General features: G+C 67.2%; 27 protein-coding genes and 1 riboswitch. Of the genes, 9 read left to right on the forward strand and 18 right to left on the reverse strand.

The features are described from left to right. From NDN16_RS02265 to hemC, 3 genes are all read right to left on the reverse strand, one after another. Positions 1-1,539: a hypothetical protein gene (locus NDN16_RS02265; RefSeq protein WP_251111979.1), complete on the reverse strand. Its 1,539-nt coding sequence runs from the start codon at positions 1,537-1,539 to the stop codon at positions 1-3. 142 nt (positions 1,540-1,681) lie between these two features. Next, entirely contained in the window at positions 1,682-2,389 is a 708-nt protein-coding gene (locus tag NDN16_RS02270) for a uroporphyrinogen-III synthase (RefSeq protein WP_251111980.1), read from the reverse strand. After that, positions 2,389-3,324 (reverse strand): hydroxymethylbilane synthase, encoded by a 936-nt coding sequence (gene hemC / locus NDN16_RS02275; RefSeq protein ID WP_251111981.1) that lies wholly within the window; start codon positions 3,322-3,324, stop codon positions 2,389-2,391. Before hemC ends, NDN16_RS02270 begins: the two co-directional genes overlap by 1 nt. A 160-nt stretch (positions 3,325-3,484) precedes the next feature. Here hemC and tsaD point away from each other — a divergent pair, with 160 nt between their 5' ends. From tsaD to NDN16_RS02295, 4 genes are read left to right on the forward strand one after another with little or no spacing between them, the layout of a single operon-like run. Further along, on the forward strand, positions 3,485-4,594 hold the full coding sequence (tsaD, locus tag NDN16_RS02280) for a tRNA (adenosine(37)-N6)-threonylcarbamoyltransferase complex transferase subunit TsaD (RefSeq protein WP_251112094.1): 1,110 nt from the start codon (positions 3,485-3,487) through the stop codon (positions 4,592-4,594). Further along, the gene (locus tag NDN16_RS02285) at positions 4,591-5,580 is read left to right on the forward strand and encodes an NAD(P)H-dependent glycerol-3-phosphate dehydrogenase (RefSeq protein ID WP_251111982.1); all 990 of its coding nucleotides are present in this window, start codon (positions 4,591-4,593) and stop codon (positions 5,578-5,580) included. Before tsaD ends, NDN16_RS02285 begins: the two co-directional genes overlap by 4 nt. A 29-nt stretch (positions 5,581-5,609) precedes the next feature. After that, entirely contained in the window at positions 5,610-5,897 is a 288-nt protein-coding gene (locus NDN16_RS02290; protein WP_251111983.1) for a YciI family protein, read from the forward strand. Next, entirely contained in the window at positions 5,897-6,334 is a 438-nt protein-coding gene (locus NDN16_RS02295; protein ID WP_251111984.1) for an EVE domain-containing protein, read from the forward strand. The genes NDN16_RS02290 and NDN16_RS02295 overlap by 1 nt, the downstream gene beginning before the upstream one ends. Before the next feature lie 44 nt (positions 6,335-6,378). On the opposite strand, the gene NDN16_RS02300 is transcribed toward NDN16_RS02295, so the two are convergent. After that, complete coding sequence (locus NDN16_RS02300) at positions 6,379-6,636, reverse strand: hypothetical protein (protein WP_251112099.1); 258 nt, start codon at positions 6,634-6,636, stop codon at positions 6,379-6,381. Between NDN16_RS02300 and NDN16_RS02305 the strand changes: the two genes are divergently transcribed. After that, positions 6,523-7,185, forward strand: a complete 663-nt coding sequence (locus NDN16_RS02305; protein ID WP_251111985.1) for a class I SAM-dependent methyltransferase — start codon at positions 6,523-6,525, stop codon at positions 7,183-7,185. The two genes, NDN16_RS02300 and NDN16_RS02305, sit on opposite strands and share 114 nt — an antisense overlap. Here the strand turns inward: NDN16_RS02305 and NDN16_RS02310 are convergent. After that, positions 7,173-9,494, reverse strand: coding sequence for an FdhF/YdeP family oxidoreductase (locus NDN16_RS02310; RefSeq protein ID WP_251111986.1), 2,322 nt, complete (start codon positions 9,492-9,494; stop codon positions 7,173-7,175). The two genes, NDN16_RS02305 and NDN16_RS02310, sit on opposite strands and share 13 nt — an antisense overlap. A 67-nt stretch (positions 9,495-9,561) precedes the next feature. Further along, entirely contained in the window at positions 9,562-10,086 is a 525-nt protein-coding gene (locus NDN16_RS02315; protein ID WP_251111987.1) for a L,D-transpeptidase family protein, read from the reverse strand. A gap of 128 nt (positions 10,087-10,214) precedes the next feature. Here NDN16_RS02315 and NDN16_RS02320 point away from each other — a divergent pair, with 128 nt between their 5' ends. Both NDN16_RS02320 and NDN16_RS02325 read left to right on the forward strand, forming a co-directional pair. Then, positions 10,215-10,898, forward strand: a complete 684-nt coding sequence (locus NDN16_RS02320) for a response regulator transcription factor (RefSeq protein WP_039188110.1) — start codon at positions 10,215-10,217, stop codon at positions 10,896-10,898. A gap of 123 nt (positions 10,899-11,021) precedes the next feature. Further along, a complete protein-coding gene (locus NDN16_RS02325; protein WP_251111988.1) occupies positions 11,022-11,477 on the forward strand; it encodes a Crp/Fnr family transcriptional regulator in 456 nt (151 codons plus the stop codon). A gap of 6 nt (positions 11,478-11,483) precedes the next feature. Here the strand turns inward: NDN16_RS02325 and NDN16_RS02330 are convergent, their stop codons facing one another. Genes NDN16_RS02330 through tauA form a run of 5 tightly spaced genes read right to left on the reverse strand, consistent with a single transcriptional unit; the run spans position 11,484 to position 16,061 of the window. Continuing rightward, the gene (locus NDN16_RS02330; protein WP_251111989.1) at positions 11,484-12,884 is read right to left on the reverse strand and encodes an NAD(P)/FAD-dependent oxidoreductase; all 1,401 of its coding nucleotides are present in this window, start codon (positions 12,882-12,884) and stop codon (positions 11,484-11,486) included. A gap of 4 nt (positions 12,885-12,888) precedes the next feature. Continuing rightward, positions 12,889-13,311 (reverse strand): nuclear transport factor 2 family protein, encoded by a 423-nt coding sequence (locus NDN16_RS02335; protein WP_251111990.1) that lies wholly within the window; start codon positions 13,309-13,311, stop codon positions 12,889-12,891. Positions 13,312-13,339: 28 nt separating this feature from the next. Beyond that, positions 13,340-14,197 (reverse strand): ABC transporter permease subunit, encoded by an 858-nt coding sequence (locus tag NDN16_RS02340; RefSeq protein ID WP_251111991.1) that lies wholly within the window; start codon positions 14,195-14,197, stop codon positions 13,340-13,342. Beyond that, positions 14,190-15,017: a taurine ABC transporter ATP-binding protein gene (locus tag NDN16_RS02345; protein WP_251111992.1), complete on the reverse strand. Its 828-nt coding sequence runs from the start codon at positions 15,015-15,017 to the stop codon at positions 14,190-14,192. Before NDN16_RS02345 ends, NDN16_RS02340 begins: the two co-directional genes overlap by 8 nt. A 30-nt stretch (positions 15,018-15,047) precedes the next feature. After that, positions 15,048-16,061, reverse strand: a complete 1,014-nt coding sequence (gene tauA / locus NDN16_RS02350; RefSeq protein ID WP_435301034.1) for a taurine ABC transporter substrate-binding protein — start codon at positions 16,059-16,061, stop codon at positions 15,048-15,050. Positions 16,062-16,204: 143 nt separating this feature from the next. On the opposite strand from tauA, the gene NDN16_RS02355 reads away from it, so the two are divergent. After that, a complete protein-coding gene (locus tag NDN16_RS02355; protein ID WP_251111993.1) occupies positions 16,205-17,716 on the forward strand; it encodes a PLP-dependent aminotransferase family protein in 1,512 nt (503 codons plus the stop codon). Here the strand turns inward: NDN16_RS02355 and NDN16_RS02360 are convergent. From NDN16_RS02360 to NDN16_RS02390, 7 genes are all read right to left on the reverse strand, one after another. Further along, on the reverse strand, positions 17,665-19,287 hold the full coding sequence (locus NDN16_RS02360; protein WP_251111994.1) for an FGGY-family carbohydrate kinase: 1,623 nt from the start codon (positions 19,285-19,287) through the stop codon (positions 17,665-17,667). The genes NDN16_RS02355 and NDN16_RS02360 overlap by 52 nt on opposite strands. A gap of 4 nt (positions 19,288-19,291) precedes the next feature. Then, positions 19,292-20,068 (reverse strand): SDR family NAD(P)-dependent oxidoreductase, encoded by a 777-nt coding sequence (locus NDN16_RS02365; protein ID WP_251111995.1) that lies wholly within the window; start codon positions 20,066-20,068, stop codon positions 19,292-19,294. Positions 20,069-20,097: 29 nt separating this feature from the next. Next, positions 20,098-21,099 carry an ABC transporter ATP-binding protein gene (locus NDN16_RS02370; protein ID WP_251111996.1) on the reverse strand — a complete coding sequence of 334 codons (1,002 nt, stop codon included), beginning with the start codon at positions 21,097-21,099 and terminating at the stop codon, positions 20,098-20,100. A gap of 10 nt (positions 21,100-21,109) precedes the next feature. After that, positions 21,110-21,940 (reverse strand): carbohydrate ABC transporter permease, encoded by an 831-nt coding sequence (locus NDN16_RS02375; RefSeq protein WP_251111997.1) that lies wholly within the window; start codon positions 21,938-21,940, stop codon positions 21,110-21,112. 5 nt (positions 21,941-21,945) lie between these two features. After that, a complete protein-coding gene (locus NDN16_RS02380) occupies positions 21,946-22,818 on the reverse strand; it encodes a carbohydrate ABC transporter permease (protein ID WP_251111998.1) in 873 nt (290 codons plus the stop codon). A gap of 156 nt (positions 22,819-22,974) precedes the next feature. Further along, positions 22,975-24,291: an ABC transporter substrate-binding protein gene (locus tag NDN16_RS02385; protein WP_251111999.1), complete on the reverse strand. Its 1,317-nt coding sequence runs from the start codon at positions 24,289-24,291 to the stop codon at positions 22,975-22,977. 108 nt (positions 24,292-24,399) lie between these two features. Next, positions 24,400-25,365 (reverse strand): sugar-binding transcriptional regulator, encoded by a 966-nt coding sequence (locus tag NDN16_RS02390; RefSeq protein WP_251112000.1) that lies wholly within the window; start codon positions 25,363-25,365, stop codon positions 24,400-24,402. A 134-nt stretch (positions 25,366-25,499) separates the two neighbouring features. Beyond that, positions 25,500-25,606: riboswitch (SAM-I-IV-variant riboswitch) on the forward strand. Positions 25,607-25,643: 37 nt separating this feature from the next. On the opposite strand from NDN16_RS02390, the gene NDN16_RS02395 reads away from it, so the two are divergent. Further along, positions 25,644-25,955 carry a hypothetical protein gene (locus NDN16_RS02395; protein ID WP_251112001.1) on the forward strand — a complete coding sequence of 104 codons (312 nt, stop codon included), beginning with the start codon at positions 25,644-25,646 and terminating at the stop codon, positions 25,953-25,955.

A 25,955-nucleotide genomic window follows, 5' to 3' on the forward strand; every position in this document is an offset into this window, starting at 1 on the left:
TCACTCCGTGGTCGGGGCGGTTGCGTTCAGGGCATCGGTCAGCGCGCCATCGACCAGTTCGCCAGCTTGCCGGCGCGCCTCGACCCGGGCTGCGAAATCGGCGCTCGCCTGCTGCGCCGGTTCCGACAGCGTCGAACGCTCGGACAGAAACGCGGAAAGGTCGCCCTGCCGCAGGGCCGAATCCATGCGCGCCACCGCGCCTTCCGGCCCCTCGGCGGTCGCGCTGGCCTCGCCTTCGGGGCGCACGGTGACGAGGGAGCGAAGCCCCGCGATGAACTGGTCACCCACAGGCGCGTTCGCCGTTTCCGGACGAACCGCGAGAAGCAGCGTGCGCTCCAGTTCCGGCCAGTCGGCCTGCAGTTGCGCCAGTGTCGCTACGCCGCCGGCGGCGCTGTCGCGCAGGGCGTCCACCGCCTCGCCGCCGCCGCTGGCCTGCGCATAGGCCTCCAGTTCCGGCATGAAGGCTCCGCCCCGGTCGATCGCCGCTTTCAGCGCCGCGGCGGACAAGGCGATGGCGGCATTGCGGTTGGACGATTCGATGGCGTCCATCCGGCTGCCGATCGAGGCGACCTGCTGCCCGGCCTGTTGCGCTTCGTCGCGCGCGGCAGTCGCCGCCTCGCTGGCGCTGTTGGCCGTGTCGGCCGCGCTGGTGGCGGCCTGCTGCGCGGCGTCGGCCGCCTGGCGCACCTGGTCGATCGAAGAGCGGACGTCGTCCAGCCCGGTCGCCAGATCGCCGGAAGCGGTCGTGCCGTTCTGCAGCGTACGCTCCGCCGCTGCGACGCGATCCGACAGGGCCGAAAAATCAGTTGCCGACACGGGCGAAGTCGTGGCGCCGCCTGCGGCCTGCGCGGACTGGATCTGTTCCACCGCCTCGCGCATGGCGGATACGTCTCCGGAAAGGCGCTGCACCTCGCCGGCGGAAGCGAATTGCGAAGCGGCAGGCTGCGCAACGGGCAGCCCCGGCAAAAGGCCGGCATAAAGAAGGATGCCGCCACCGACGAGCGCGATCACGGCGCCCCCCACGGCCGCCCCTACGAGGGAGCCGGTGGTGGGCGGCGCGGGATGGATCTCCGGCTCGCTATAGGGTGCGGCCTCGGGCGGGGCGGCAGCATCGGGTGCGGCGGCCGAGAGCACCGTCTCGTCGTCCTCGAATTCGGACAGATCGGCCTCGGACAACGGCCGGGTGAATCCTTCCTCGGCGGCAAAGGCGTCGGCGGCGCTGTCGGTGGGTGCGTCGGCCGCCACATCGGGCCTGGCCGTAGCCGCCGTTTCCGGTTTCGGCGCGGGACGGGCCCGGTCCTGCGACGCCGCCTGGGCGGCCACGCCCTCCTCGGCGGCGGCCGGTGGCTGCTGGCTGGGCGCCGGAAGGCGCGTCTCCGGCTTCGGGGCGGGCTCCTGCTTCGTCACGGGCTCTTCGGCCGGATTCGACTCATCGACCGGCGATGCGCCTTCGGCAGTGGTTTCGCCCTCCGCCACCGAGTCGATGGTCTTCGGGGCGGTCCTGTCGCTCGTCTTCGACCGCCGCGGACGATTCGCCATGCGCTTGCTCCGTTCCCTTGTCGAACCGGCTACCGCCGGCCCCTCGATCTCGATCCTGCGCAAAGAGTCCGCATCGACCCCTGCGCCGTCAACCCGGCCACGCCATCGGGGCCGGGCATTCGCGTTCCTGCATGTAGCGCCGTCACGGCAGAGTGCAACGATACCGCCGCACCGCTTCGATCAGGCTGTCCATGGCCGGCATGGCAGAAACGACGCAATTGCGCCGAAGGCTGGGCGAAACCGACGCCGCGATCCGCTCCGACAGGCAGAACAGGGGTCCCGCGCCCACCCTGTCGCCGAAGCGGGCATGAAGCCGTTCGAAGGCCTCGGCCTGTCCGGCGGAAAGAAGCATTACGCAATCGGGCGGCGTATCGCCCAAGACGGCTTCCACCTCGCCTGGCAGGGGCTGCCGGGTGCCGGCGCGGTAGACATCCGCCGTGGTGAAGTCCAGCCCGGCCTGCGTCAGTTCAAGCTCCAGATCGGGGCGCCGGGGCAGGCCTGCGGCATAAAGGATGCTCCGGCCGCCTGCCCGTCGGGAAAGCAGGCCGGCCAGCGAGGCGGCGTTGCCGGCCGCCGCCGTAACGTCGGCATAGCCGAATCGCCTGGCGGCGGCGGCCGTGGCCGGGCCTACAGCGTAAAGCGCGCGCCCGTCGGGAGGGTAATGCCGCTTCAGCCAGGGCAGCGCATGGGCGCTCGTCGCCACCAGAATGTCGAAGCGGCCATTGGCTGGCGGCGGCGACAGCGCCTCCACCGTTTCCAGCGGCAAGAGAAGCGGCGTCAGCCCGTGCGCGCGAAGTTTCGTGGCAGTCTCCGCCGCACGCGTCGCCTCGCGCAGCAGCAGGACCCGCATCACCCGCCCCAACCGGAAAAGAAATCGGGGCCGGCCCGGTCCAGCAGCGTGGAGCCGAGCGCGTCGCCAAGCAGCGCCGCATCCGCCACCGCACCGGACAGCCGGCCCTCGAACATGCGCGTGCCGTCCGGCGTCAGGATCATGCCGTGAAGGCTCAACCCCTCGCCCTCCAGCCGCGCCAGCGCAGCGATGGGCGTGCGACAGGACCCGTCCAGCCGCCGCAGGAAGGCGCGCTCCGCCGTCAGCGCCGCATGCGTCGGCGCATGGTCGAGCGGCGCGATAAGCCGCTCCACCCGCGTGTCGCCGACACGGCATTCGATGCAGATGGCGCCCTGCCCCGGCGCCGGCGGGAACGTCTCCGGATCAAGAACCTGCGTTGCGACATCCGCCATGCCGAGGCGATTGAGCCCGGCCATGGCCAGGAGCGTGCCATCGGCCGCGCCGCCCTCCAGCTTGGCCAGACGCGTCTGCACGTTGCCACGGAAGATGATGACCTCCAGATCGGGCCGCATGCGCCGGATCAACGCCTGACGCCGCAGCGAGGCCGAGCCGACCACAGCGCCGGGCGGCAGGTCCTGGAGGCGCGGCGCACGGCGCCCGATGAAGACGTCGCGCACGTCCTCCCGCTGCAGAAAGGCGCCGATGCGAAGCCCGTGCGGCAGCGTCGTCGCCATGTCCTTGGACGAATGGACGGCGATGTCCAGCCTGCCCTCACCGAGGCCGTCCTCGATCTCCTGCGTGAACAGGCCCTTGCCGCCCACTTCCGAAAGCGCCCTGTCCTGGATGCGGTCGCCCGCGGTGGACAAGATTTCGATGGCGAAGGCATCCTGCGGCAGCGCATGGGCCTTCATGAGCCGGGCGCGCACCTCCTGTGCCTGCGCCAGGGCCAGCTTGCTGCCGCGCGTACCGATGCGGATGGGGTAAGCCTCTGTCATGCGGCCCGGAATGCCGCACCTTGCCTGTCGAATGCAAGCAAAATGGCGGCCGGCCCACCGGCACTTCGCGCAGCGGTGGCGCTTTGCGTTGCAAGACGCTATGTCGGCACCTGACGGAAAAGGGATATCGCCATTGCAGCATGCCGCCGCATCACCGGATATGGCCGGCCACACCGCCCGCGCAGCCGGCGGGCGCTGGGTGCTTGGCATCGAGACGAGCTGCGATGAAACCGCCGCCAGCATCACCGGGCGCGATGCCGATGGCGCCTGCCGCATCCTGTCCAACGTCGTCTACAGCCAGGTGGAAGACCATGCCGCCTATGGCGGCGTCGTGCCGGAGATCGCCGCGCGCGCCCATGTCGAAGCGATAGACGGCATCGTGCGGGCCGCCCTGGCACAGGCCGGCCTGGGGCTGGGCGACGTCTGCGTGGTGGCGGCCACCACCGGCCCCGGCCTGATCGGCGGGCTGATCGTGGGCGCCATGACGGGGCGGGCCATCGCCGCCGCCGCCGGCCTGCCCTTCATCGGCATCAACCATCTGGAAGGCCATGCGCTGACGCCCCGCCTGACGGATGGCCTGTCCTATCCCTATCTCCTGCTGCTCGTATCCGGCGGCCACACGCAGATCCTCATGGTGCGCGGCCTCGGCTCCTACGAGCGCTGGGGCACGACCATCGACGACGCTTTGGGCGAAGCCTTCGACAAGACCGCAAAGCTTCTGGGCCTGCCCCATCCCGGCGGCCCGGCGGTGGAACGGATGGCCCTTGCGGGCGACGCGGCGCGCTTCCGCCTGCCGCGCCCGATGAAGGGCGAAAGCCGGCTCGATTTCAGCTTCTCCGGCCTCAAGACGGCCCTGCGCCAGGCGGCGGAGGCAGCCAGCCCCCTGTCCGAGGGCGACGTGGCGGACCTCTGCGCCGGTTTCCAGCAGGCCGCGGCGGAAAGCCTGGGCGACAGGGTGGAACGGGCACTGGCCCGGTTGCGCGCGGAACGGCCCGACCTTGCGGACCCCGTCCTGGCGGTGGCGGGCGGCGTCGCGGCCAATGGCGCCATCCGTGCCGTGCTGGAGGCGGCCGGGCGGCGCCACGGCGTACGGCTTGTCGCGCCGCCGCCGGCACTATGCACCGACAATGCCGCGATGATCGCCTATGCCGGGCTGGAGCGGATCGAAGCCGGCCTTACCGGCGATACGGGGGCGATACGGCCGCGCTGGCCGCTGGATGAAGACGCCGCGCCCATGCTGGGCTTCGGCAAGAGGGGAGCGAAGGCATGACGGAACGCCGCAGGATCGCCGTGATCGGCGGAGGGGCGTGGGGCACGGCGCTGGCCACCGTCGCATCCCGCAACGGGCATGACGTGACGCTTTATGCCCGCGAGCGGCAAACGGTGGACGCCATCAACCGGACGCACGAGAACCCGGCCTACCTGCCGGGCGTCGGACTGCCGGTTGAGTTGTCGGCGACCGACAACCTCGAGGCCGCCTTCGATGGCGCCGGGATGGCGCTGATCGTCGTGCCGGCGCAGACGCTGCGAAACCTTGCGCGGGAGTTGAAGAGCTTCCTGCCGGCCGGCTTACCGCTGGTCCTGTGCAGCAAGGGCATCGAAAAGAGCACCGGGCGTTTCGCCTCGCAGGTCGTGGCCGAAGAACTGCCCGACCAGCCGCTGGCCGTCCTGTCCGGGCCCAGCTTCGCGCATGACGTGGCGCGCGGCCTGCCGACCGCCGTCACGCTGGCTGCCGAGGACGTGGATCTGTCCGACAGGCTCGCCGCGGTGCTGTCGGGCGACACGCTGCGCATCTATGCCTCCAGCGACATCGTCGGCGTGGAGGCAGGCGGCGCATTGAAGAACGTGCTTGCGCTGGCCGCCGGCGCCATCGCCGGGCGGCACATGGGACCCTCCGCCGGGGCGGCCATCATCACGCGCGGCTTCGTGGAACTGCGCCGCCTGGGAGAGGCTCTCGGCGCGCGGACCGAAACGCTGATGGGTCTGTCCGGCCTCGGCGATCTCGTGCTGACCTGTTCCAGCGACCAGTCCCGGAACTTCGCCTATGGGGCAGCCCTCGGACGCGGAGAGGACCTGACCACGCTGAAGCTGGCCGAGGGCGTCCATTCCGCCAGCATCGCGGCGCGGCTTGCCCGCCAGCACGGCATCGAGGCCCCCATCATCCAGACCGTCGCGGATGTGCTGGAGGGCGCGGTGTCGCTGGACGACGCCATCCGGGCGCTTCTGTCGCGCCCCCTGAAACGCGAGACGGACTGACAGCTCCGAACCGAAAGAAGGATCCGATCATGCTTTATGCGCTGCTTTGTGAAGACCGCCCGGATGCCGGCACCCTGAGGGCCGAAACGCGGGCCGCCCATCTCGATTACCTCAAGGGCCTTGGGCCGGTGCTGAAGTTCGCCGGCCCTTTCCTGGCCAATGAGAAGCCGAATGGCAGCCTCGTCGTGGTGGAAGCGGCCAGCGAGGACGAGGCCCGCAGGATCGCCGAGGGGGACCCTTATGCAAAGGCAGGCCTGTTCTCGGGCGTCACCATCCGCCGCTGGAACTGGTCGGTGAACAATCCGGAGCAGCAGTGATGGCCTTCTGGCTGTTCAAGTCCGAGCCGTTCAAATGGTCGTTCGAGATGCAGAAGGCGAAGGGCGACGCCGGCCAGGAATGGGATGGCGTACGCAACTATCAGGCGCGCAATTTCATGCGCGAGATGAAGGTCGGGGAGCGCGGTTTCTTCTACCATTCCAACGAGGGCAAGGCCGTCGTCGGGATCGTCGAAGTGGTGGCCGAGGCGCATCATGATTCGACGACGGACGACGCGCGCTGGGAATGCGTCGACGTCAAGGCCGTCATGGACATGCCGCGGCCGGTGACGCTGGACGAGATCAAGGCGGAGCCGAAGCTGAAGGATATGGTGCTCGTCACCAATTCCAGGCTGTCGGTGCAGCCGGTCGGCAAGGCCGAGTTCGAGGCGATCTGCCGGATGGGTGAGCTCGATCCCGCCAAGGCCATGTCGTCCTGAAACGACATCGCCCCGGCCGTTTCAGGACCGGGGCGAGACGTGTTCTACGACAGGAAGCCGAAGAGCCAGAGAATGATGATGATCGGGATGGGGATTCCGATCAACCAAAGCAAACCACCCTTCAGCATGTCTAACTCCTCGTTTGGATGTGTCATGCGGGAAAGTGACGGATCGGGGTTCGGGTTCCGATGATCACGCCATATTCGCCTGATCGTGCGCGGCGCTTTATCGAAGCCAACACGGCCATCGCGATTCCGCCGCATGTACCGGAACTCCGCCTCCACCTTGCCGACGATGCCCATGCGCTATGGCACTCATCCGAGGAAGAGCTGGCGACCATGGGCCTGCCGCCGCCCTTCTGGGCCTTCGCATGGGCCGGCGGGCAAGGGCTGGCCCGCTACATCCTAGACAATCCTGCGGAGGTTGCCGGGCGAAGGATCGTGGATTTCGCAAGCGGCTCCGGCCTCGTCGCCATAGCGGCCGCAAAGGCCGGTGCGGCGCGCGTGACCGCCGTGGATATCGACCCTTTCGCCGAGGCCGCCATCGACCTCAACATGCGGCTCAACGGCGTGACGGTCGAAACCAGGTTGCAGGATACCGTGGGCGCGCGCCTCGAAGCCGATAGCCTCCTGGCTGGCGACGTCTTCTACGACAGGAGCTTCGCCGAGGCGATCATACCCTGGTTCGATACGCTGCTGCAGCAAGGTGTCGACATCCTCGTCGGCGATCCGGGGCGTGCCTACCTGCCCCGGGAAAGGCTCCGCCATCTCGCCACCTTCCGCGTGCCGGTGACGCACGCGCTGGAAGATTCGGAGGTCAAACGGGTCGACATATACCGCTATGCCGGCTGAGGCGCCGCGGATTTGACGATGCGCACCGGCACGCTCTTGGCGGCAGGCACATGGCTCTCCTTCGCGTGGTGCCAAAGGGGGATCAGGCAGTTCAACTCCGGATAATATCCGGCGACGTCACCCTGGGGCACGGCGAAGGCGTGGACGCGAAGATTGCCGACGCGCCGCTCCACCCCATCGTCGGCATGGGTTTCCAACGTCACGAAATCCTGGTCGTTGAGCGCCAGCCGCTCCATGTCGGCCCGGTTCATCAAGACGACGCGGCGCGTACCGCTGATGCCGCGCAGGCGGTCTTCCATACCGTAGACCGTGGTGTTGAACTGGTCATTGGAACGCACGGTCATCAGGTTGAAGACGTCGTATCCCGTCGTATCGATATTCGGGTCCACGTCCAGCGTCTCCGGCACGTAGAAATTGGCCTTGCCGGTATCGGTATTCCATTCCCGCCGGCAGGCGGCGATGTCGCGGTGGAAGCCGCCCGGCTGCCGGAACCGCGCGTTGAAATCGTGGAAATCCTTCGGATAGGCGCGCGCGATCTCGTCGCGGACGACGCTGTAATCCGCCACCCAGCCGTCCCAGTCGATGCTGCTGCGGCCCGGCACCGTCGCCTTTGCCAGCTCGGCCACGATCTTCGGCTCCGAAAGCAGCGTCGGCGAAGCCGGCGGGCGCCGGCCGAACGAGGCGTGGACGCAGGCCGTGGAATCCTCCACGGACACGGTCTGGTCGCCGCCGGCCTGCGTATCGCGCTCGATCCGCCCCAGGCAGGGCAGAAGGTAGGTGACCTCCCCCGGCAGGAGATGGTTGCGGTTCAGCTTGGTGGCGATCTGCACATGCAGCCGCAGGCCGCGCCATTTCTCTTCGATCAGGGCTGTCTCCGGAACCGCGCGCGAGAAGTTTCCGCCCAGTCCGATGAACGCCTTCACGCTGCCGTCGATGATACCCTCGCAGGCCTCGACCGTATCCAGGCCCTTGGCCCTCGGCGGCTCGAAACCGTAGAACTCGGCGAATGCATCCAGCGGGGCCAGCTCCGGCTTTTCGGTCATGCCCACGGTGCGTTGCCCCTGCACGTTGGAATGGCCGCGAATGGGCGATATGCCCGCCCCCGGCTTGCCGATCTGGCCGCGCATCAAGAGAAGGTTCGCCAGCATCCGCACATTGCCGACACCGTGCCGGTGCTGCGTCAGGCCCATTCCGTAATTGGCAATGACGCGCTGCGCCCGCGCATAGCGCCGTGCGACGTCTTCCAGCGCATCCCTTGCAAGGCCCGAGCGCCTGGTGATTTCGTCCCAGCCGGTATCGCGCACGAAAGCCTCGAATTCTTCGAAGCCGTGGCCATGCTGCGCAATGAAGGCGCGGTCCACCGCCTTGGCGCCGGCTTCGCCGCCCGCCGCCTCGATGTCGAAGAGCGCCTTGGCGATACCCGTCATGGCGGCCATATCGCCGCCGCCGCGAAGCTGGAGATAGTCCGAGCTCATGCGCGTCCCCTCGCCGGGCGACAGCATCTCGGCCGGCGATTGCGGGTTCTTGAAGCGGATGAGGCCACGTTCCAGCAGCGGGTTGAAGACGATCACCGGCACTCCGCGCTGGCGCGCTTCCTGGATCGGATGCAGCAGGCGCGGCGCGTTGGTGCCTGTATTATGGCCGAAGAAGAAGATCATGTCGGCCTTGTCGAAATCCTCGATGGTGACCGTACCGACCGGGGATCCGATGGATTTCGGCAGGCCGACGGACGTGGATTCGTGGCACATGTTGGAAGAGTCGGGCAGGTTCTGCGAGCCGTAGACGCGCGCGAAGAGCTGGTACATGTAGGTGGCTTCCAGCGAAGCCCGCCCCGACGCGTAGAAAATGACGGACCGGGGGTCCAGCGCCGCCAGCTCGCGCCCGATGGCGGCGAAGGCCTCTTCCCAGGCGACGGGAACGTATTGGTCCAGCGAGGCATCGTAGCGCAATGGATGCGTCAGCCGCCCCTGACGCTCCAGATCGTGGTCCGACCATTCCCGCAGGGCGCTTACCCGATGGCTGGCGAAGAAATCCCTGTCGGTGCGGTGGTGGGTCTGCTCCCAGATAGTGGCCTTGGCGCCGTTCTCGCAGAATTCGAAGCGGTGCGGCGTCGCCGGTTTCGCCCAGGAACACGAAACGCAGGCAAAGCCCGTCGGCTTGTTCTGGCGGTACAGGCTGGCCCACAGCGCCGGGCTGCCGATGCCCTCGCGCGCACTGTAGCGCGCCAGCGACTCGACGGAGCCCCAGCCGCCCGTCGGGCTGTCGTAGTCTTCGACCTCGACCTTGTCGGCCTTGCGTTGTCCGTCCATCGTGCCTCACCCTGCAATCCGTGCCGCTTCATCACAGCAATGGACGGCAGGGACGGCGGTTCCGGCGTCAGGCCCGGACGATAAGTCGCGTCCCGCGCCGCAGCCACGGGCGCAACCGCATCATGTCGGCCGGCGAAACGGCAACGCAGCCTTCCGTAGGCGCATAGCCCTCGCGGGCTATGTGCAGAAAGATGGCGCTGCCGCCGCCGCGCATACGGCGCGTCATGTTGAAATCTGTCACCACGCCGAAATCGTACAGGCGGTCGGTGCGCTGCAAGGTCTCAGCGCTGGCCGGAAACGGCAGCCGCACCGGCCGGTTGTAGGCGGCGTGGGCGGGAGCATCGCACCAGCCGTCGAAGGGCCGCGTCCAGTGCTGCGGCAGCGCCGGCCTGAGCGCCGTGAGCCGCCCCTTGCGCCGGAAGGCGGACAGAAGGCGCATGGACCCGGCGGGGGTGGCGCCGTCGCCTTCGCGCTTGCGGGTGGCGATGCCGGATCGGCCGAGGGCGCACGGTATCGCCAGCGGCCCGGCGGCGATGATGCCCCGTGTCGGCCTGCCCGGTGCGCGGCGTACGATGATAACCTTGTCAATCAAGCGTTTTTGCATTGCCTCGGCTGGAAAAATGCCCTGTCTGCACACACATAATATGGAGTACGCCGTGATCGGGCCCCGATCGCAAGCATAGCAATGCAACCTGACATCATCCTGACCAACGAGTATTCATGAACGCACGCAGTATCCTGATAGTCGACGACGACGACGACCTGAGGCAGACCCTGGCGGAGCAATTGTCGCTCTACGAGGAGTTCAACGTCCTTCAAGAGCCGACCGCCGCCAAGGGTATCGCGACGGCGCGTGCGGGCCTTATCGATCTCGTGGTCATGGATGTCGGCCTTCCCGACATGGACGGACGCGAGGCGGTCAAGCTGCTCCGCAAGTCCGGGTTCAAGGCACCGGTGATCATCCTGACGGCACAGGATGCCGACGCGGACACGATCCTCGGGCTGGAAGCCGGCGCCAACGATTACGTCACGAAGCCCTTCCGCTTCGCGGTGCTTCTGGCGCGCATCCGCGCCCAGTTGCGCCAGCACGAGCAGAGCGAGGACGCGACGTTCCAGGTCGGGCCGTACATCTTCAAGCCAAGCCAGAAGATGCTCATGGACGACAAGGGCGGCAAGATCCGCCTGACCGAGAAGGAAACGGCGATCATCCGCTACCTCTACCGGGCCGATCGCCGCGTCGTCACCCGCGATGTCCTGCTCGAGGAGGTGTGGGGCTACAACTCCGGCGTCACCACCCACACGCTCGAAACGCATGTCTATCGTCTTCGACAGAAGATCGAGCCGGAGCCATCCGCCGCCAGGCTGATCGTCACCGAGGCCGGCGGCTACAAGCTGATGCCCTGAAGATCGAGGCCCGCCCATCCGGCGGGCTTTTTGCTGACGTGCCATCTTGACGCTTTGGAAGGACATTGCGACTAGGCTGCCGACTCGGACACGCAAGAACCGACCGGAGTTGGCCCAGCATCGATGGGACTGGAAAGCGATATCGCCCTTCTCGGCACCGTGCCCCTGTTCGCGAACATGACGCGCGAGCAGCTTCGCCTGCTTGCCTTCGGCGCGGAGCACCGCTGGTTGTCGGCGCAGGAAACCCTGTTTCGGGAAGAGGCCCGCGCCGATGGCGGCTTCGTGATCGTATCGGGTGAAATCTCGCTGATGTCGCGCGACAAGCGAGACCTCTTCGGCTCCGTCGGCCCCGGTACGCTGATCGGCGAGCTGTCGCTGATCGCCGAGACGCGGCGTCACTCCACTGCGGTCGCGACGCAGGACAGCGAAGTCATTCGCATCGGGCGGCAGTTGTTCCGCCGCCTGCTGGAGGAGTATCCCGAGGTCGCCGCTGCCATCCAGGCCCAGTTGACCGCCGAGCTGGCCGAGCTGACGGGCCGTATCGACAGCCTGTCCCACCATTTTTCCGACGATGACTGAACGGCCTCAGGCGGCCTCGTCCCTGCGCTGATACACCTGGTACATCAGCCGCTGCCCTATGCGGCGGAAGGGCGTCAACAGGCCGTGCGACGGCAGGGCGGAGGCGAAGATGGGCAGGGTCAGGTCCAGCGCCTGCCCGGCCACCAGCTGCGCCAGGCGCCTGCCTGCCTGCGCGGAATACATGACGCCGTTGCCGCCATATCCCATGGCATAGAAAACCGGGGCATCCGGCTCGGCCTGCACGATGCGCGGCATCATGTCATGGCTGACATCGACCCACCCCCACCAGGAATAATCCAGCGGTATGCCACGCAAGGCGGGGAACTTTCGGAACAGGCCTTCCAGCAGAAGATTCAGATGCTTCGGGTTCGGCGCGTCGGCGCCGGTGACGGCGCTGCGGCTGCCGATCTGCACGCGATTGTCGGGCAGCAGGCGGTAATAGTGGCGCAGTGTCCGCGTGTCGGTCAGCACCATGCGGGTGCGGAAATTGCACGCGGCGATCTCGCTTTCGTCCAGCGGGCGCGTCACCACCGAATTGGACAGGATGGGCATCAGCCGATGGCGTGTCGGCCGGTACATCGCCGGCGGCGTGTAGCCGGCCGTTGCGATGGCCACGCGCCGGGCCCGCACCGTGCCGCCGGGCGTGCGCAGGTGCTGCAGGCTGCCCCGCCCGACGATGTCCAGCACCGGGCTTGCCGTCATGACCTTCGCGCCCAGCCGGCGCGCCAGCCGCTGGTAGCCGAAGGCCAGCTTGCCGGCATGGACGCCGATGCCGTCGGGCTCCCACAGCGCGCCCGCCGCTTCACGATCGCCGACATGCTCGCGCTTGACGTCCGCGCCCGAAAGAATGCGCGCTCCGTAGCCGAACGTTCCGTTCATCAGGCGGCATTCGGCCTCCAGTGCCGGCATCAGCCGCGCGCGATGGGCGATATAGAGGTGCCCGCCATCCTGCGGTTCGACATCAACGTCCAGTTCCGCGATCAGGCTGCGGAACAGGTCGAACCCTTCGGCGATCTCGCGGTGCAGCTTCAACGCCGTTTCGACGCCCCATGCCTCCACCCATTGCGAACGCTTCAGCCGCCCCGCCGAAATCTGGGCCTGCCCGCCATTGCGCGTGCTGCAGCCCCAGGCGGTCCGGTTGGCTTCCAGCACCACCGCCTTGATGCCGTGCTCCCGCGCAAGATGGATGGCCGCGGACAGGCCCGTATAACCGGATCCGACGATCGCCACGTCGACATCCATGTCGCCCGTGACCGGACCATCGTCCTCGGGCGGCGCGCCGGCCGTCGCGATCCAGTAGGTGGGCGCGTAGTCGCGGTTGCAGCCGGGATCCCGCGCATGGACTGGATCGTAGGCCGGATCGTAGGGCTGCGGGCGCGGCCGGAATGCGTCGGGGGGCAGTTCCATCGCCTTACGCCCTTTCCATCGCGGTCGCCATCGCAGGCGCCAGGGCCGGACGGTTCTTGCGCAGGGCCTGCTTGACGGCGACGAGGCCGCCGCTCAGCGTGAAGATGTCGGCGCCTTCGGCCTCGATACGGCTGCCGTCCGCCGCTGTTCCGGTGAACAGCCATTCGGACACGGCACGGTCCCCCGCCACGAAATGCGACAGCGTCTTCCAGCGCGCATCGGGCATGGCGCTCCAGACGGCCTCGAAGGCAGCCCCGATGGCCTCCTCGCCCTCGATGCGGCTGCCATGCGCTTCCGGCCCGGCGACGGTATTGAAGATGGCGTCCGGTGCGAAGAAGCGCATGATGCCGTCCCGGTCGTGGCGGTTGAAGGCATCGAACAACGCCGCGAGATCGTCGGCGCCGGCGATGGTCTGCTTGTCGGTCATGTGATTGTCTCCTCCCGAAGGCGCCGCGTCAGACGCGGCCCTTCCACGGTACGAGCCGGCGTTCGGCGGCGCGGACCAACAGATCGAAAGCGAAGGCGAAGACGCCGATGACGATGATGCCCATCACCACCGTGTCGCTGGCCAGGAACTGGGCGGCGTTCAGCACCATGAAGCCGAGGCCCCTGTCGGCAGCCACCATCTCGGCTGCGACCAGCGTCGTCCAGCCGACGCCGATGCCGATGCGCATGCCGGTGAAGATCTCGGGCAGGGCAGCCTTCATGATGACGTGCCAGATGATCTGCAGCCGCGTGCCGCCCATGGCGTAGGCCGCATGGATCTGTTCCACCTGCACCGAGCGCACCCCTGCCCGCGCCGCGATGGCCATGGGCGCGAAGATGGCGAGGTAGATCAGGAAGACCTTGGGAAACTCGCCGATGCCGAGCCAGATGATGACCAGGGGCAGATAGGCCAGCGGTGGCAGCGGACGATAGAATTCGATGATGGGGTCGAACAACCCCCGCGCCACCCGGTTGACGCCCATCAGGACGCCGACGGGTATGGCCGTCAGGCAGGCCAAAAGGAAAGCGCCCATGACGCGTCCGAGGCTGGCGGCCGCATGCTCCGTCAGCGTGGAGTTGGCGACACCATCCGTCATGGCGATGACGAACTTGTTCCAGACCGCCAGCGGCGAGGGCAGGAACAGCGGCTTGACCAGCCCCATCTGCGTGATCCCCAGCCAGACCAGGAACAGCACGATGGCGGTCGCGATGCTGATATGGGCCGAGTTGCCCTGCCCCGGGGCGCCGTAATAGCCGCTGCGGCGGCGCGGCCTGCCGGCCGGCGCGGCGCGGGGCGCCTCGCCGACGTCGCTGATCTGACTAGACATCGGCCGTCTCCCGAAGCTCGACTTCCAGCGCGGCATTGGCGCGCTCGTCGCCATAGATGATGTTCAGCAACACTTCGCGCATGGCGATGAAGTCCGGGCTGGACTTGATCTCGCGCGCGTTGCCGCTGGCCAGATAACGCCGGTTGAAGTCGAGATCGTAGGTATGGGTGATGCGCCCCGGCCGCGGCGACATGACGATCAGCCGTGATCCCAGGAACAAGGCTTCCTCCACGCTGTGCGTGATGAAGAAGACCATCTTGCCCGTCAGGTCCCACACCTTCAGCAGCAATTCCTGGATCGTCTCACGCGTCAGGGCGTCGAGCGCAGCCATCGGCTCGTCCATGAGCAGCATCGCGGGGTCGCAGGTCAGCGCCCTGGCGATGCCGACACGCTGCTGCATGCCGCCCGAAAGCTGGTAGATCATGTGGTTGTGGAAATCCTGGAGCCCGACGAGTTCCAGGTTGCGCGCCGCCCGCTCCTGCCGTTCGGCCTTCGGCACACCTTGCAGTTTCAGCCCGAAGGCGGTGTTGTCCATGACGTTCAGCCACGGCAGCAGGGCGTGCTTCTGGAAGACGACGCCCCGGTCCGCGCCCGGCGCGGTCACCTCCGTGCCACCCAGCATGATGTCGCCGCTGGTCGGCGCGAGGAAACCGGCCAGAAGGTTGAGCAGCGTCGTCTTCCCGCAACCCGAGGCTCCGAGCGCGACGACGAAATCGCCGCTCTCCATCGTCAGGTTCACGCCCTTGAGCGCGACGATCTCGTCGTCGTCGTCGAGGCCGGGATAGATCAGGCCTACATTGCGGACCCTGAGCGTCGTCATCGGGGTGCTTCCTTCGCGTCGCCCGGACGGCTATTCGGCTTCCTGCGCGAACGCAGCGTTCACATGGGGCGCATAGTCGGACAAGGCGGCGTCGATCTGGCCCTGGTCCTTCAGGAAGGTGGCGCTTTCCTGCAGGGCCTTCAGCGCGCCGCCGCCAAGCCAGGCCTGCGATATCTGCTGCTCGCGCGTCGGGTAGGCGAGAAGCTTCAGCGCGCCCACCACATCGTCGGGATTGCCGCCGATCAGCCGGACCATGCCCTCCACCTCGGGCGACTGGGCCGTCCAGGATGCGCCGTTTGCCGCGTAGTCGGCATAGGCCGCAGCCAGTACCCCGGTAAACGCCTTCATGAATTCCGGGTTCTCCTCCGCGAACTCGGTGGAGACGACGAGCCCGTCGAATGTCGGCACGCTCTGTTTGCCGATCTCGCCGGAGTCGGCGATGACCGTGCCCGTCTTCTCGATCTCGGACAGGGCCGGCGGCCATACATAGGCCGCGTCGATATCGCCGCGCTGCCATGCCGCCACGATCTGCGGCGGTTGCATGTTGAGTATGGAAACCTCGCGCGGATCGATGTCCCAGATATTGCGCATGGCGACCAGCAGGTGGAAGTGCGAGGTCGATACGAAAGGCACGCCGACACGCTTGCCCTTCAGGTCGGCCGGGCTTTCGATGCCCGACCCCTCGCGCGCCACAAGCGCCTCGGAACGGCCGATATCATCGAGGATCCAGAACAGTTGCAGGTCGACTCCGCGCGTCACGGCGGCGGTCGTCCCGGTAGAGCCGAGCACCCCCACGGCAACGTTGCCCGAAGCCAGCGCGGTGGAGATATCGCCGCCCGACGAGAATTGCCGCCAGTCGATCGTGTAGCCTGCCTCATCGGCCGCGGCATCGAACCGGCCATCGGCGATGGCCGAAAGGAACGGACCCACGATCTGCTGATAGCCGACGACGACATTTGTCTGGGCACTGGCCGCGCCCGACAGGAGGCCGATTGCCGCCGCCGTCATCGCTGCCCTGACGATACCCCGAAACGATACGCGCATGGATAGGTGCCCTCCAGTACGAATGGTTGGTCGATCTTGCCGGTCATGCTTGAACACACGTCGGAGTTTAACGAGGGCCGCGCTTTACAATAGAGCCAGATGCAACCAACATTAGGTCCAGTTGCAACCGTCCAGGGACGGCAATGGCGGAAATCTCGGAAGCCATCTTCTTCGTGGATCGCGGCGCGCAGGCCGGCCTGCAGTCGCAGATCCGCGAAACCCTCGTCTCCGGCATCCTGTCGGGCCGCCTCATTCCGGGCGCGCGGCTGCCGTCGTCCCGACGGCTGGCCGGCTATCTCGGCATCGCCCGGATCACCGTGACGCTCGCCTATCAGGAGCTTGCGGCGCAGGGTTACATAGAAGCCGGCGCGCGACGGGTGTTCCGCATATCCGAACAGGCTCCCGTCAAGCGCGTCCGGGCGCTGGAAACGGAGCGGCCGGACCGCCGGGTGGACTGGGAAGCGCGGTTGAAGCAGCGTTTCGGCGGTGCCAAGCCCATTCGCAAGCCTTTGGACTGGCACGGCTATCCCTACCCTTTCCTGTACGGGCAGATGGACCGGTCGCTCTTCGACCTGCGCGGCTGGCGCGATTGCGCGCGGCGCGCGCTGAGCCCCGGCGACTTCGAGCATATGGCCGGCGATTTCGCCGCCGCCGACGATATGCAGCTCGTCAGCTACATCTGTTCGCGCACCTTGCCGCGGCGGGGCATCAAGGCGCAGCCGGAAGAGATCCTGGTCACGCTGGGCGCGCAGAACGCCTTGTGGCTTGCCGTGCAACTGATCCTGCGGCGCGGCGCGCACGCCGCCTGCGAAAACCCCTGCCATCCGGACATCTTCGCAGCCCTGCACCATTCCGGCGCAAAGGTATGGCGCGTCGACGTCGACCGGATGGGCCTTCCACCCGGCAACCTTCCGGCCCGGCTGGATGCCGTCGTGGTGACGCCCAGCCACCAGAGCCCAACATCCGTCCGCATGCCGCTGGAGCGCCGTCAACATCTGCTGGACGAGGCCGAACGACGAGATTTCGTAATCCTGGAGGATGATTACGAGTTCGAGATGAGCTTTCTGGCGCCGCCCATGCCGGCACTGAAGTCCATCGACCGCGGCGGACGCGTCTTCTATATCGGAAGCTTCTCCAAATCGCTCTTTCCGGGACTGCGGCTCGGTTATCTCGTGGCCCCCGCCCCCGTCATCCGGGAGGCGCGGGCGTTGCGAGCGCTGATCCTGCGGCATCCGCCCGGACATCTCCAGCGCACGGCGGCCTACTTCCTGGCGCTCGGCCACTATGACGCCGTCATCCGGCGCATGCGCCTCGCCTACGCCGAGAGGCACGAGATCATGGCGGCGTCGCTGGCCGCGGCCGGGCTGGACATCGCCAGCAATGCGGCGAGCGGCGGCACCTCGTTCTGGATCGAAGGGCCGCGCGGCACGGATGCCGACCGGCTGGTGGAGGAGTTGCGCGCCGACGGCGTGCTGGTGGAGTCCGGCTCACCCTTCTTTCCGGACCCGGACGCCCCCTGCCGCTTTTTCCGGATGGCCTACTCATCCATCCCGGCGGACCGCATCGCGGAGGGCGTCCGCCGCACGGCACGGGCGCTGGACGCTCATCTGCCCAGCGCGCGGACCTCTCTCTCCGCCCGGCGGAGTATGTCGTAGGCGGCGCGCTTGCGGGCATGGAACTCCGCAAGGTCCGGGTTGGGCACGGTCTCGTCCCCGATGCCGCACATATGGGCGGCGGCGGCGGACAGGTCGGGGTAGGCCCGGGCGGCCACCGCGCCGATGATGGCGCTGCCCAGCAGCACCGGCTCGGCCGTCTTCGGCAGAACCACGCGCATGCCGGTGGCATCGGACAGGATGCGCCGCAGAAGAGGCGAGCGCGCCGCGCCGCCGGACACGACGATGGCGTCCAGCGCCACACCCTTTTCGGCCATGGCCCGGACGATGTCGCCCGTGCCGTAGGACAGGCCGCACAGGCCGGCAACGAACAGGCGCACCAGCGCGTTCTCGCTGGCATCCAGCGTCAGCCCGGTGATGGCGGCCGTCGCGGCGGGGTCCGCCTCGGGCGAGCGGTTGCCGAGGAACTCGGGCACGACATGCAGGCTGCGCGCCAGCCGCGCCGCCTCCTCCACCGAACCGGCGGCCTCGATGGCCCGGCGCTCCAGTTCGCTGAGCAGCGACAGGCCGCGTGCCTCCGCCGCCTGTCGCACGGCGGCATGGGCGGGATGCAGCGATACCAGGAAGTCGAGCCCGGCGCCGTAGGCGGATTGGCCCCCCTCGAGCAGCCAGTAACCCGGCAGGAGCGAATCCCGGTATGGGCCCCACACGCCGTCGACGAAGGCCGCCTCCCGCGTGACCGCCATGGCGCAGGACGAGGTGCCCATGATGAAGGCGAGTTCCGAGGCGGGCTCCGCCGCGACGCCGTCGCGGCTGGCGCCCAGCGTGCCGATGCCGCCCGCATGGGCGTCGATGGCCGGTGCGCCGACGGCCGTGCCGGGCAGCAGCCCCAGCTCTTCCGCCGCCGCCGGGGTGAGGCCGCCGCTGATCGGCTCGCCGATGTCGACGACATCCGTTCCGATGCGGGCGAAGCCCTCCTCCGCGAGTTCGCCGAGGCCGATCGTATGGAAGTAATCCGGATCCCACCGCCGCTCATGCGCGAGGTAGGTCCATTTGCAGGTGAGCGTGCAGACGGAGCGGGTCAGGCTGCCCGTGGCCCGGAAGGTGAGATAATCCGCAAGGTCGAAGAAATGCTCGGCATCGGCGAAGATGGCGGGCCGGTTCTCCTTCAGCCAGAGGAGCTTCGGCGTCTCCATCTCGGGCGAGATGACGCCGCCGACATAGCGCAGCACCTTGTGGCCCGTCGCGTTTATGCGGGCTGCCTGGTCCAGCGCCCGGTGGTCCATCCACACGATGATATCGCGCGCCGCATCCTCGCTCGGCCCGACGGGCAGGCCCTTGCCGCCCGGGCCCACCACGACGAGGGAGCATGTGGCGTCGAAGCCGAGGCCGCGCACGGCCGACGGGTGGATGCCCGATTGCGCCATGGCCTCGCGCACCGATGCCACGACGGCCGCCCAGATATCTTCGGACGATTGCTCGACGATATCGTGCTCGCCCCGCCAGATGCGGATATCGCGCCTGGCGGTGCCGAGCAGATCGCCCTTTTCGTCGAAAACCCCTGCCCGCGCACTCCCCGTGCCGACATCGACCCCAATGAATGCGTCCATCATTCCCTTACCAGCAGGTGTAGCCTCCGTCGGCGACGACGATGGAGCCCGTCAGCAGGCTGGAGGCATCGGAAGCCAGGAAATGCACGACGGACGCGATCTCCTCGGGCTGACCGACCCTCCCCATCGGCGTCATGTCCAGCCACACCTTATACATTTCGGGGCTCTCTTCCATACCAAAGCGCGTCAGCGGCGTTTCGATATAGGTCGGCGCGACCGCGTTGACGCGCACGCCGCGCTGGCCCCACTCCGCCGCAAGCGATTTCGTCAGGTGGTGCACGGCCGCCTTCGACGCGTTGTAGAAGGCCTGCGGCTGCGGCTTGTTGACGATGAAGCCCGACATCGAGCCGATATTGACGATGGCGCCCGAACCGCCCTCCAGCATCTTGCGCCCGAACTCGCGGCAGCACCAGAACAGGCCGTCCACATTGACGTCCATGTGGAACCGCCAATGCTCGTCGCTCGTGTCTTCCGCGCGCACGTCCGACTTGGCGACACCCGCATTGTTGACCAGGATGTCGACCCGGCCGTGATCGGTCACCACCTTGTCGGCCAGCGCCGCGACGTCGGCGGATCTGGTCACGTCCAGCGTGGCGCCGAAGGCCTTGGCGCCCCTGGCGGTCAGCCGCTCCACGGCGCCCCTGACGCGCTCGCCGTCCATATCGGCGACGATCACCGTCGCGCCGGCCTCGGCGAGGGCATTGGCGCATGCTTCCCCGATGCCCTGGCCGGCGCCCGTCACGACGGCGACCTTGCCGTCCAGTTTCAGCTTCTCGAGATACATGATGCGTGTCCTAGACTGTTCGGGTTTGGTCAGCCGGCGGAGCGGCCTTCGGCATCGAAGCGATGCAGATTGTTCTGTTCCGGCGTCAGCCAGACCGGGTCGCCATGCGCCACCCGATACTCGCCGATCGAGCGGGCCGTGACCTGCTCGCCGCTGTCCAGCCGGATGTGGATGAACGTGTCCGACCCCAGATGCTCGGCGACGCCCGCCGTACCCCTGATGTCGCCCCCCGAGGTGGAGATGGCCAAATGCTCCGGTCGCACGCCGACGGTGTCGGCGCCGTTCCGGGCGGCATACTCGCCCTTCAGGAAGTTCATGCGGGGCGAGCCGATGAAACCGGCGACGAATAGGTTTGCCGGCTTTCGATAGAGTTCCAGCGGCGAGCCGACCTGCTCGACCCGGCCCTTGTTGAGGACGACGATCTTGTCCGCCATGGTCATGGCTTCGACCTGGTCGTGCGTCACGTAGATCATGGTCGTGCCGAGTTGCTGGTGGAGCTCCGACAGTTCCAGCCGCATGTTGACGCGCAGGGCGGCATCTAGGTTGGACAGGGGTTCGTCGAACAGGAAGCCGTTCGGCTCTCGCACGATGGCGCGGCCGATGGCGACGCGCTGGCGCTGGCCGCCCGACAGTTCGCGCGGGCGGCGTTCCAGATAGTCGGTCAGGTTCAGCGTGGCGGCGGCGGCTTCCACCTTGCGGGCGATCTCGGCCTTCGGCACGCCGGCCATCTTCAGCGGAAAGCCGATATTGGCCCGCACGCTCATATGCGGGTAGAGGGCGTAGGACTGGAACACCATGGCAAGGCCGCGCCGTGCCGGCGAAACGTCCGTGACGTCCTTTCCATCGATCTCGATCTTGCCGCCGGAAACATCCTCCAGGCCGGCGATCAGCCGCAGCAGGGTGGACTTTCCGCAACCGGACGGGCCGACGAAGACGACGAACTTGCCATCCTCTATGGTCAGGTCGAGGCCGGGAATGATGGTCACGTCCCCGAACCGCTTCTGGACGTTGGTCAGCTGGATCGCACTCATGCCGGGTTCCTCACTTGACGGCGCCGAAGGTCAGGCCGCGCACGAGCTGCCTCTGCGAGAACCACCCGATGATGAGGATGGGCGCGATGGCGAGCGTCGATGCGGCCGACAGCTTGGCGTAGAAATTGCCCTGCGGGCTGGAGAAGGATGCGATGAAGGCCGACAACGGCGCGGCGTTGGTGGTGGTCAGGTTGAGCGTCCAGAACGCCTCGTTCCAGGCCAGGATCACCGACAGGAGCACCGTCGACGCGATGCCGGGCACGGCCATCGGCGCCAGCACGTGCAGGATCTCGTGGCGCAGCGACGCGCCATCCATGCGTGCCGCTTCCAGGATCTCGCCCGGTATCTCCTTGAAGTAGGTGTAGAGCATCCACACCATGATCGGCAGGTTGATCAGGAACAAGACGCCGATCAATCCGGCCCTGGTATCCAGTAGGTTGAAGTCCCGGAACAGGAGGTAGATCGGCACCAGCACGCCCACTGCCGGCAGCATCTTGGTGGACAGCATCCAGAGCAGGATGTCCTTGGTGCGCTTGCCGGGCGAAAAGGCCATGGCCCAGGCCGCCGGCACCGCGAAGAGGAGGCCGATGAAGGTGGAGCCGAGCGACAGGTACACCGAGTTCATCATGAAGCGGAAATAGTTCGAGCGCTGGTTCACCTCGACGTAATTCTCCAGCGTCCAGTCGAAGAACAGGTATTTCGGCGGGATCGCGATGGCGTCCAGCTCCGACTTGAACGAGGTCAGGACCGTCCAGAGCACCGGAAAGAAGATCAGCAGGCCGACGAGCCAGCCGATGACGGTGAATGTCAGCTTGCGGCGGGTGGAGACTGCGCGCGCCATGGGTCTCAGGCCTCCAGGTTCTTGCCGATGATGCGGATCAGGAAGATCGCGACGATGTTCGCCAGCACCACGGCCACGATACCGCCGGCCGATGCGCCGCCGACGTCGAACTGCAGCAGGGCCTGGCTGTAGACGAGGTAGGGAATATTGGTCGTCTGCAGGCCCGGGCCGCCACTGGTGGTGACGTAGATTTCGGCGAAGATGGACAGAAGAAAGATCGTCTGGATCAGCACCACCACCGTTATGGCGCGGGCCATGTGCGGCAACGTGATGTACCAGAAGATCGACAGGGCGCCTGCGCCGTCCATCTCGGCCGCCTCGCGCTGGTCTTCCGACAGCGACTGGAGGGACGTCAGCAGGATGAGCGTGGAAAAGGGCAGCCATTGCCAGGCGACGATGATGATGACCGCCGTCAGCGGCGCGACCGAGAACCAGTCTACGGCGCCGATGCCGACGGCGTTGAGCGCCTGCCCGATCACGCCGTAGACCGGGTTCATCATCATGTTCTTCCACACCAGCGCGGCAACGGTGGGCATGACGAAGAAGGGCGCGATCACCAGCAGGCGCACGATGTTGACGCCCCAGAAGGCCTGGTCCAGCAGCAGGGCGAGCAGGATGCCGCCGCACACGGTGATGACGAGGACACCCGCGACGAGAGCCAGCGTATTGCGCAGCGCGGTGAAGAAGGCCGGGTCCGACAGGAAGAACCTGTAGTTCGTCAGGCCGATGAAGGGCGTCTCGGCCGGATTGAACAAATTATAGTTCAGGGTCGAGAAATACAGGGTCAGCGACAGCGGCACGATCATCCAGATCAGGAGCGCGATCACCGAGGGCGCCAGCATCAGCCGGGCGGCCGTATGCGTCTTTGCGGTAGCCATGGCGGTTCGTCCGGCGGTTCGGCGTCGCGGTCGCGCGCTCGGCGCGGGCGCTCCGCCCTTGCGGAAGGATGGTCGGAAACGATGTCCCCGCCGCACGCGGCGGATGTGCGGCCGCTCCGGGGGGAGTGTCCCGGAGCGGCCGGCCTGGCGCGGGTGCTACTTGATGTACCCGCCGCGCGTCATCTCACGCACCGCCGTCTGCTGGGCCGCGCTGAGCGCCTGCTCTACCGGCATGGAGCCGGCGACGGCTGCCGCCATCTGCTGCCCGACCGCCGTGCCGAGCCCCTGGAATTCGGGTATGGCGGCAAATTGCAGGCCGACATAGGGCTTGTCCGCGGTGATGGCCGGATCGGCGTTGTTGATCGCCTGCAGCGTCGCGGCGGCAAACGGTGCGGCGCTGGTATATTCGCTGTTCTCGTAGAGCGAGGTGCGCGTGCCGGGAGGCACGTTGGCCCAGCCTTCCTTCTGCGCGACGAGGTCCAGATAGGCCTTGGACGTCGCCCAGGAGATGAAGGTCTCCGCTGCATCGGACTTCTGCGAACCGGCCGGAATGGCCAGCGACCACGCCCACAACCAGTTGGCGCCGCTGTTCGGGCAGTTGTCGATGCCGCAGGGGAACGGCGCGAAGCCGACCTTGTCGGCGACCTGGCTTTCCTTCGGGTTGGTGACGAAGGAGGCCGCCACCGTCGCGTCCATCCACATGGCGCAGCGGCCCTGGTTGAAGAGCGACAGGTTTTCGTTGAAGCCGTTCGACGCGGCGCCCGGAGGGCCGAATTTGGTCATCAGGTCCACATACATGGCGACGGCCGTCTTCCAGCCTTCGCTTTCGAACTGCGGCTGCCAGTTGGCATCGAAATAATTGGCGCCGAACGACCGCGCCATCGAGCCGAGGAAGGCCATGTTCTCGCCCCAGCCGGGCTTGCCGCGCAGGCAGATGCCGTAGACGTCGGGGTTCGACGCCTTGATCTTCTCGGCCGCCTCCGCGATGAACTGCCATGTCGGCGCTTCCGGCATGGTCAGTCCGGCCGCCTCGAACAGGTCCGTGCGGTACAGCGTCATCGCGCTTTCGGCATAGAAGGGCGCCGCATAGAGCGTCCCGTCCTGGGACAGGGCCTCGCGGATGGGCGGCAGGATGTCGTCGACGTCGTAGTCCGCCCCCAGATTGTTCAGCGGCAGGAGCCACTGGTTCTTCGCCCAGATCGGCACCTCGTAGGTACCGATGGTCATGACGTCGAACTGGCCGCCCTTCGTGGCGATATCGGTCGTCACGCGTTGGCGAAGCACGTTTTCTTCCAGCGTGACCCAGTTGACCTGGATGTCGGGGTGCTGCGCGGTGAATTCCTGCGTCAGACCCTGCATGCGGATCATGTCGCCGTTGTTGACCGTCGCGACGGTCAGGGTCTGTTGTGCGGCCGCCGGGCCTGCAAGGGCCAGAAGCGACGCTGCGCCAGCCAGAAGCGCCTGTCTGATCATGAGGATGAGGGCCTCCCAACCCATATGGTGAGCAAATGTCCGTTCAATGGGCAAATTCTCACCGGCGACCCCCGGTGTCAAATCAATTTAGTTGCGCAACGCACAATTTCATTTTTGCGACGACAGAAGGGCACGCGCGGTCTCCTCATCGGTGATCAGTCCGCTTACCAGGCTGCCGGCCACCGCCGCGCGGATCGCCGGCAGCTTGGAACGTCCCATGGCCAGAGCGATGACGTCTCCCTTGCCGCTCGCCGGCAACGGCGCGCTCGCCACGCGCTCGTTGTACGGACAGTCGAGGAATCGGCCCCGGCCGTCGAAGACCCAGCCGACGATCTCCCCGGTGCCACCGAGGCGCACGAGTTCGTCGCATTCCTCCGGCGAAATGAAGCGATCCTTCATCAGCGGGGCATTCGGGCCGATCTCGCCGATGCCGACGAAGGTCACGTCCGCTTGCGCCGCAAGCGACAGCGTGCGCTTGACCACCTTCTGCTCGTGCAGGAGGGCCCTTTCCTGCGGCGACGATACGACGACCGGCAGCGGCATCGGATACAGGGACGCCTCCTCGATCCGGTCGGCCATCGAGAAGATGACGTTGAAGACGGAAGCCGAGCCGTCGAGGGTGATGTTGCCCGTCAGCGAAACGATCCGGTGCAACGGCGCACGCATGAGGGGCAACTGCTCCACCGCCGCCTTCAACGTACGGCCGGTGCCCATGGCCAGGATCGAGGGTTCCTGTTCGGCAAGCCGGCGCTGGATTTCCGCCGCACCGGCCAGGGCGACGCCGAGAGTGGTGGAGCTGGACGAGGCATCCGACGGAACGACCTCTGCGGAGCGCAATCCATGGGCTTCGCGCAGCGACCGGGCCAGATCCAGGCAGGCGGCGATGGGATGGTCGATGCGCACCTTGACGAGGCCGGCGCTGATGGACAGCGAGACGAGCCGCTGCGCGCTCTGGCGCGAAATGCCCAGTTGACGCGCGATCTCGTCCTGCGTGCGGCCGGCGACATAATACAGCCAGCCGGCCCGTGCGGCGTCGTCCAGTCTCTGTACGTCGTCCTGCCGGATCTTCACCATGATGCCGAATGCCCTCCTCCCGGCCGTTCCGGGCCAGACCGGACGCCCCCTTATGTGATGACCTTCAAGCGGCGGGCCTGTCAAACGTCGCTTGCCGGGGGGCTTGAACCGCCGGCCACGCCATGGCATGGTCCGCCCCGCATCAAGAGTTGGGCGCGACCCAACGCCAACCTGCCGATCCGGGCAAGGTGGTGCTTCCGCAAGGAAGGATGTGGCCTTTCCGGCAACCGAGCGGACAAGCCCCATCGTCGCGCTCCTCACAGCAGGGAAATGGCACGATGGGCAATAGTCCGGTCTTCGATCCGATCTCCAGGCTTCATCTGGGCAGGGGCGACAACGCCTTGCTCATCGGCCATGCCATGTCCATGCCGGGGCGCACCAGGCGCGCCTGTGCCGTCTTTTGCGTCGTCCATCGCGGCACGGCGGGCACCTTCACCCACGTCTATCTCGTTCCCTTCGATGGCGGCCATCGCAGCGAGGTCTTCCTTGCGAAGGTTCTGGATGGAGAGCGTATCGCCGACGCTCTGGACTGGTCCGTGCGCAGCCTTTCGATCGTCGCCCCGGATAGCGGCGTGCGCCACGCCGCCTGA

It is taken from the genome of Aureimonas altamirensis, from assembly GCF_023702225.1.
In the GTDB taxonomy this organism is placed as follows: Bacteria; Pseudomonadota; Alphaproteobacteria; order Rhizobiales; family Rhizobiaceae; genus Aureimonas; species Aureimonas altamirensis_B.

Excerpts from the sequence above, each read along its gene's own strand:
- NDN16_RS02265 (WP_251111979.1), bottom strand. The coding sequence starts at position 1,539 with ATGGCGAATCGTCCGCGGCGGTCGAAGACGAGCGACAGGACCGCCCCG.
- NDN16_RS02270 (WP_251111980.1), bottom strand. The coding sequence starts at position 2,389 with ATGCGGGTCCTGCTGCTGCGCGAGGCGACGCGTGCGGCGGAGACTGCC.
- hemC (WP_251111981.1), bottom strand. The coding sequence starts at position 3,324 with ATGACAGAGGCTTACCCCATCCGCATCGGTACGCGCGGCAGCAAGCTG.
- tsaD (WP_251112094.1), top strand. The coding sequence starts at position 3,485 with ATGGCCGGCCACACCGCCCGCGCAGCCGGCGGGCGCTGGGTGCTTGGC.
- NDN16_RS02285 (WP_251111982.1), top strand. The coding sequence starts at position 4,591 with ATGACGGAACGCCGCAGGATCGCCGTGATCGGCGGAGGGGCGTGGGGC.
- NDN16_RS02290 (WP_251111983.1), top strand. The coding sequence starts at position 5,610 with ATGCTTTATGCGCTGCTTTGTGAAGACCGCCCGGATGCCGGCACCCTG.
- NDN16_RS02295 (WP_251111984.1), top strand. The coding sequence starts at position 5,897 with ATGGCCTTCTGGCTGTTCAAGTCCGAGCCGTTCAAATGGTCGTTCGAG.
- NDN16_RS02305 (WP_251111985.1), top strand. The coding sequence starts at position 6,523 with ATGATCACGCCATATTCGCCTGATCGTGCGCGGCGCTTTATCGAAGCC.
- NDN16_RS02300 (WP_251112099.1), bottom strand. The coding sequence starts at position 6,636 with ATGGGCATCGTCGGCAAGGTGGAGGCGGAGTTCCGGTACATGCGGCGG.
- NDN16_RS02310 (WP_251111986.1), bottom strand. The coding sequence starts at position 9,494 with ATGGACGGACAACGCAAGGCCGACAAGGTCGAGGTCGAAGACTACGAC.
- NDN16_RS02320 (WP_039188110.1), top strand. The coding sequence starts at position 10,215 with ATGAACGCACGCAGTATCCTGATAGTCGACGACGACGACGACCTGAGG.
- NDN16_RS02325 (WP_251111988.1), top strand. The coding sequence starts at position 11,022 with ATGGGACTGGAAAGCGATATCGCCCTTCTCGGCACCGTGCCCCTGTTC.
- NDN16_RS02330 (WP_251111989.1), bottom strand. The coding sequence starts at position 12,884 with ATGGAACTGCCCCCCGACGCATTCCGGCCGCGCCCGCAGCCCTACGAT.
- NDN16_RS02335 (WP_251111990.1), bottom strand. The coding sequence starts at position 13,311 with ATGACCGACAAGCAGACCATCGCCGGCGCCGACGATCTCGCGGCGTTG.
- NDN16_RS02340 (WP_251111991.1), bottom strand. The coding sequence starts at position 14,197 with ATGTCTAGTCAGATCAGCGACGTCGGCGAGGCGCCCCGCGCCGCGCCG.
- NDN16_RS02345 (WP_251111992.1), bottom strand. The coding sequence starts at position 15,017 with ATGACGACGCTCAGGGTCCGCAATGTAGGCCTGATCTATCCCGGCCTC.
- tauA (WP_435301034.1), bottom strand. The coding sequence starts at position 16,061 with ATGCGCGTATCGTTTCGGGGTATCGTCAGGGCAGCGATGACGGCGGCG.
- NDN16_RS02355 (WP_251111993.1), top strand. The coding sequence starts at position 16,205 with ATGGCGGAAATCTCGGAAGCCATCTTCTTCGTGGATCGCGGCGCGCAG.
- NDN16_RS02360 (WP_251111994.1), bottom strand. The coding sequence starts at position 19,287 with ATGATGGACGCATTCATTGGGGTCGATGTCGGCACGGGGAGTGCGCGG.
- NDN16_RS02365 (WP_251111995.1), bottom strand. The coding sequence starts at position 20,068 with ATGTATCTCGAGAAGCTGAAACTGGACGGCAAGGTCGCCGTCGTGACG.
- NDN16_RS02370 (WP_251111996.1), bottom strand. The coding sequence starts at position 21,099 with ATGAGTGCGATCCAGCTGACCAACGTCCAGAAGCGGTTCGGGGACGTG.
- NDN16_RS02375 (WP_251111997.1), bottom strand. The coding sequence starts at position 21,940 with ATGGCGCGCGCAGTCTCCACCCGCCGCAAGCTGACATTCACCGTCATC.
- NDN16_RS02380 (WP_251111998.1), bottom strand. The coding sequence starts at position 22,818 with ATGGCTACCGCAAAGACGCATACGGCCGCCCGGCTGATGCTGGCGCCC.
- NDN16_RS02385 (WP_251111999.1), bottom strand. The coding sequence starts at position 24,291 with ATGATCAGACAGGCGCTTCTGGCTGGCGCAGCGTCGCTTCTGGCCCTT.
- NDN16_RS02390 (WP_251112000.1), bottom strand. The coding sequence starts at position 25,365 with ATGGTGAAGATCCGGCAGGACGACGTACAGAGACTGGACGACGCCGCA.
- NDN16_RS02395 (WP_251112001.1), top strand. The coding sequence starts at position 25,644 with ATGGGCAATAGTCCGGTCTTCGATCCGATCTCCAGGCTTCATCTGGGC.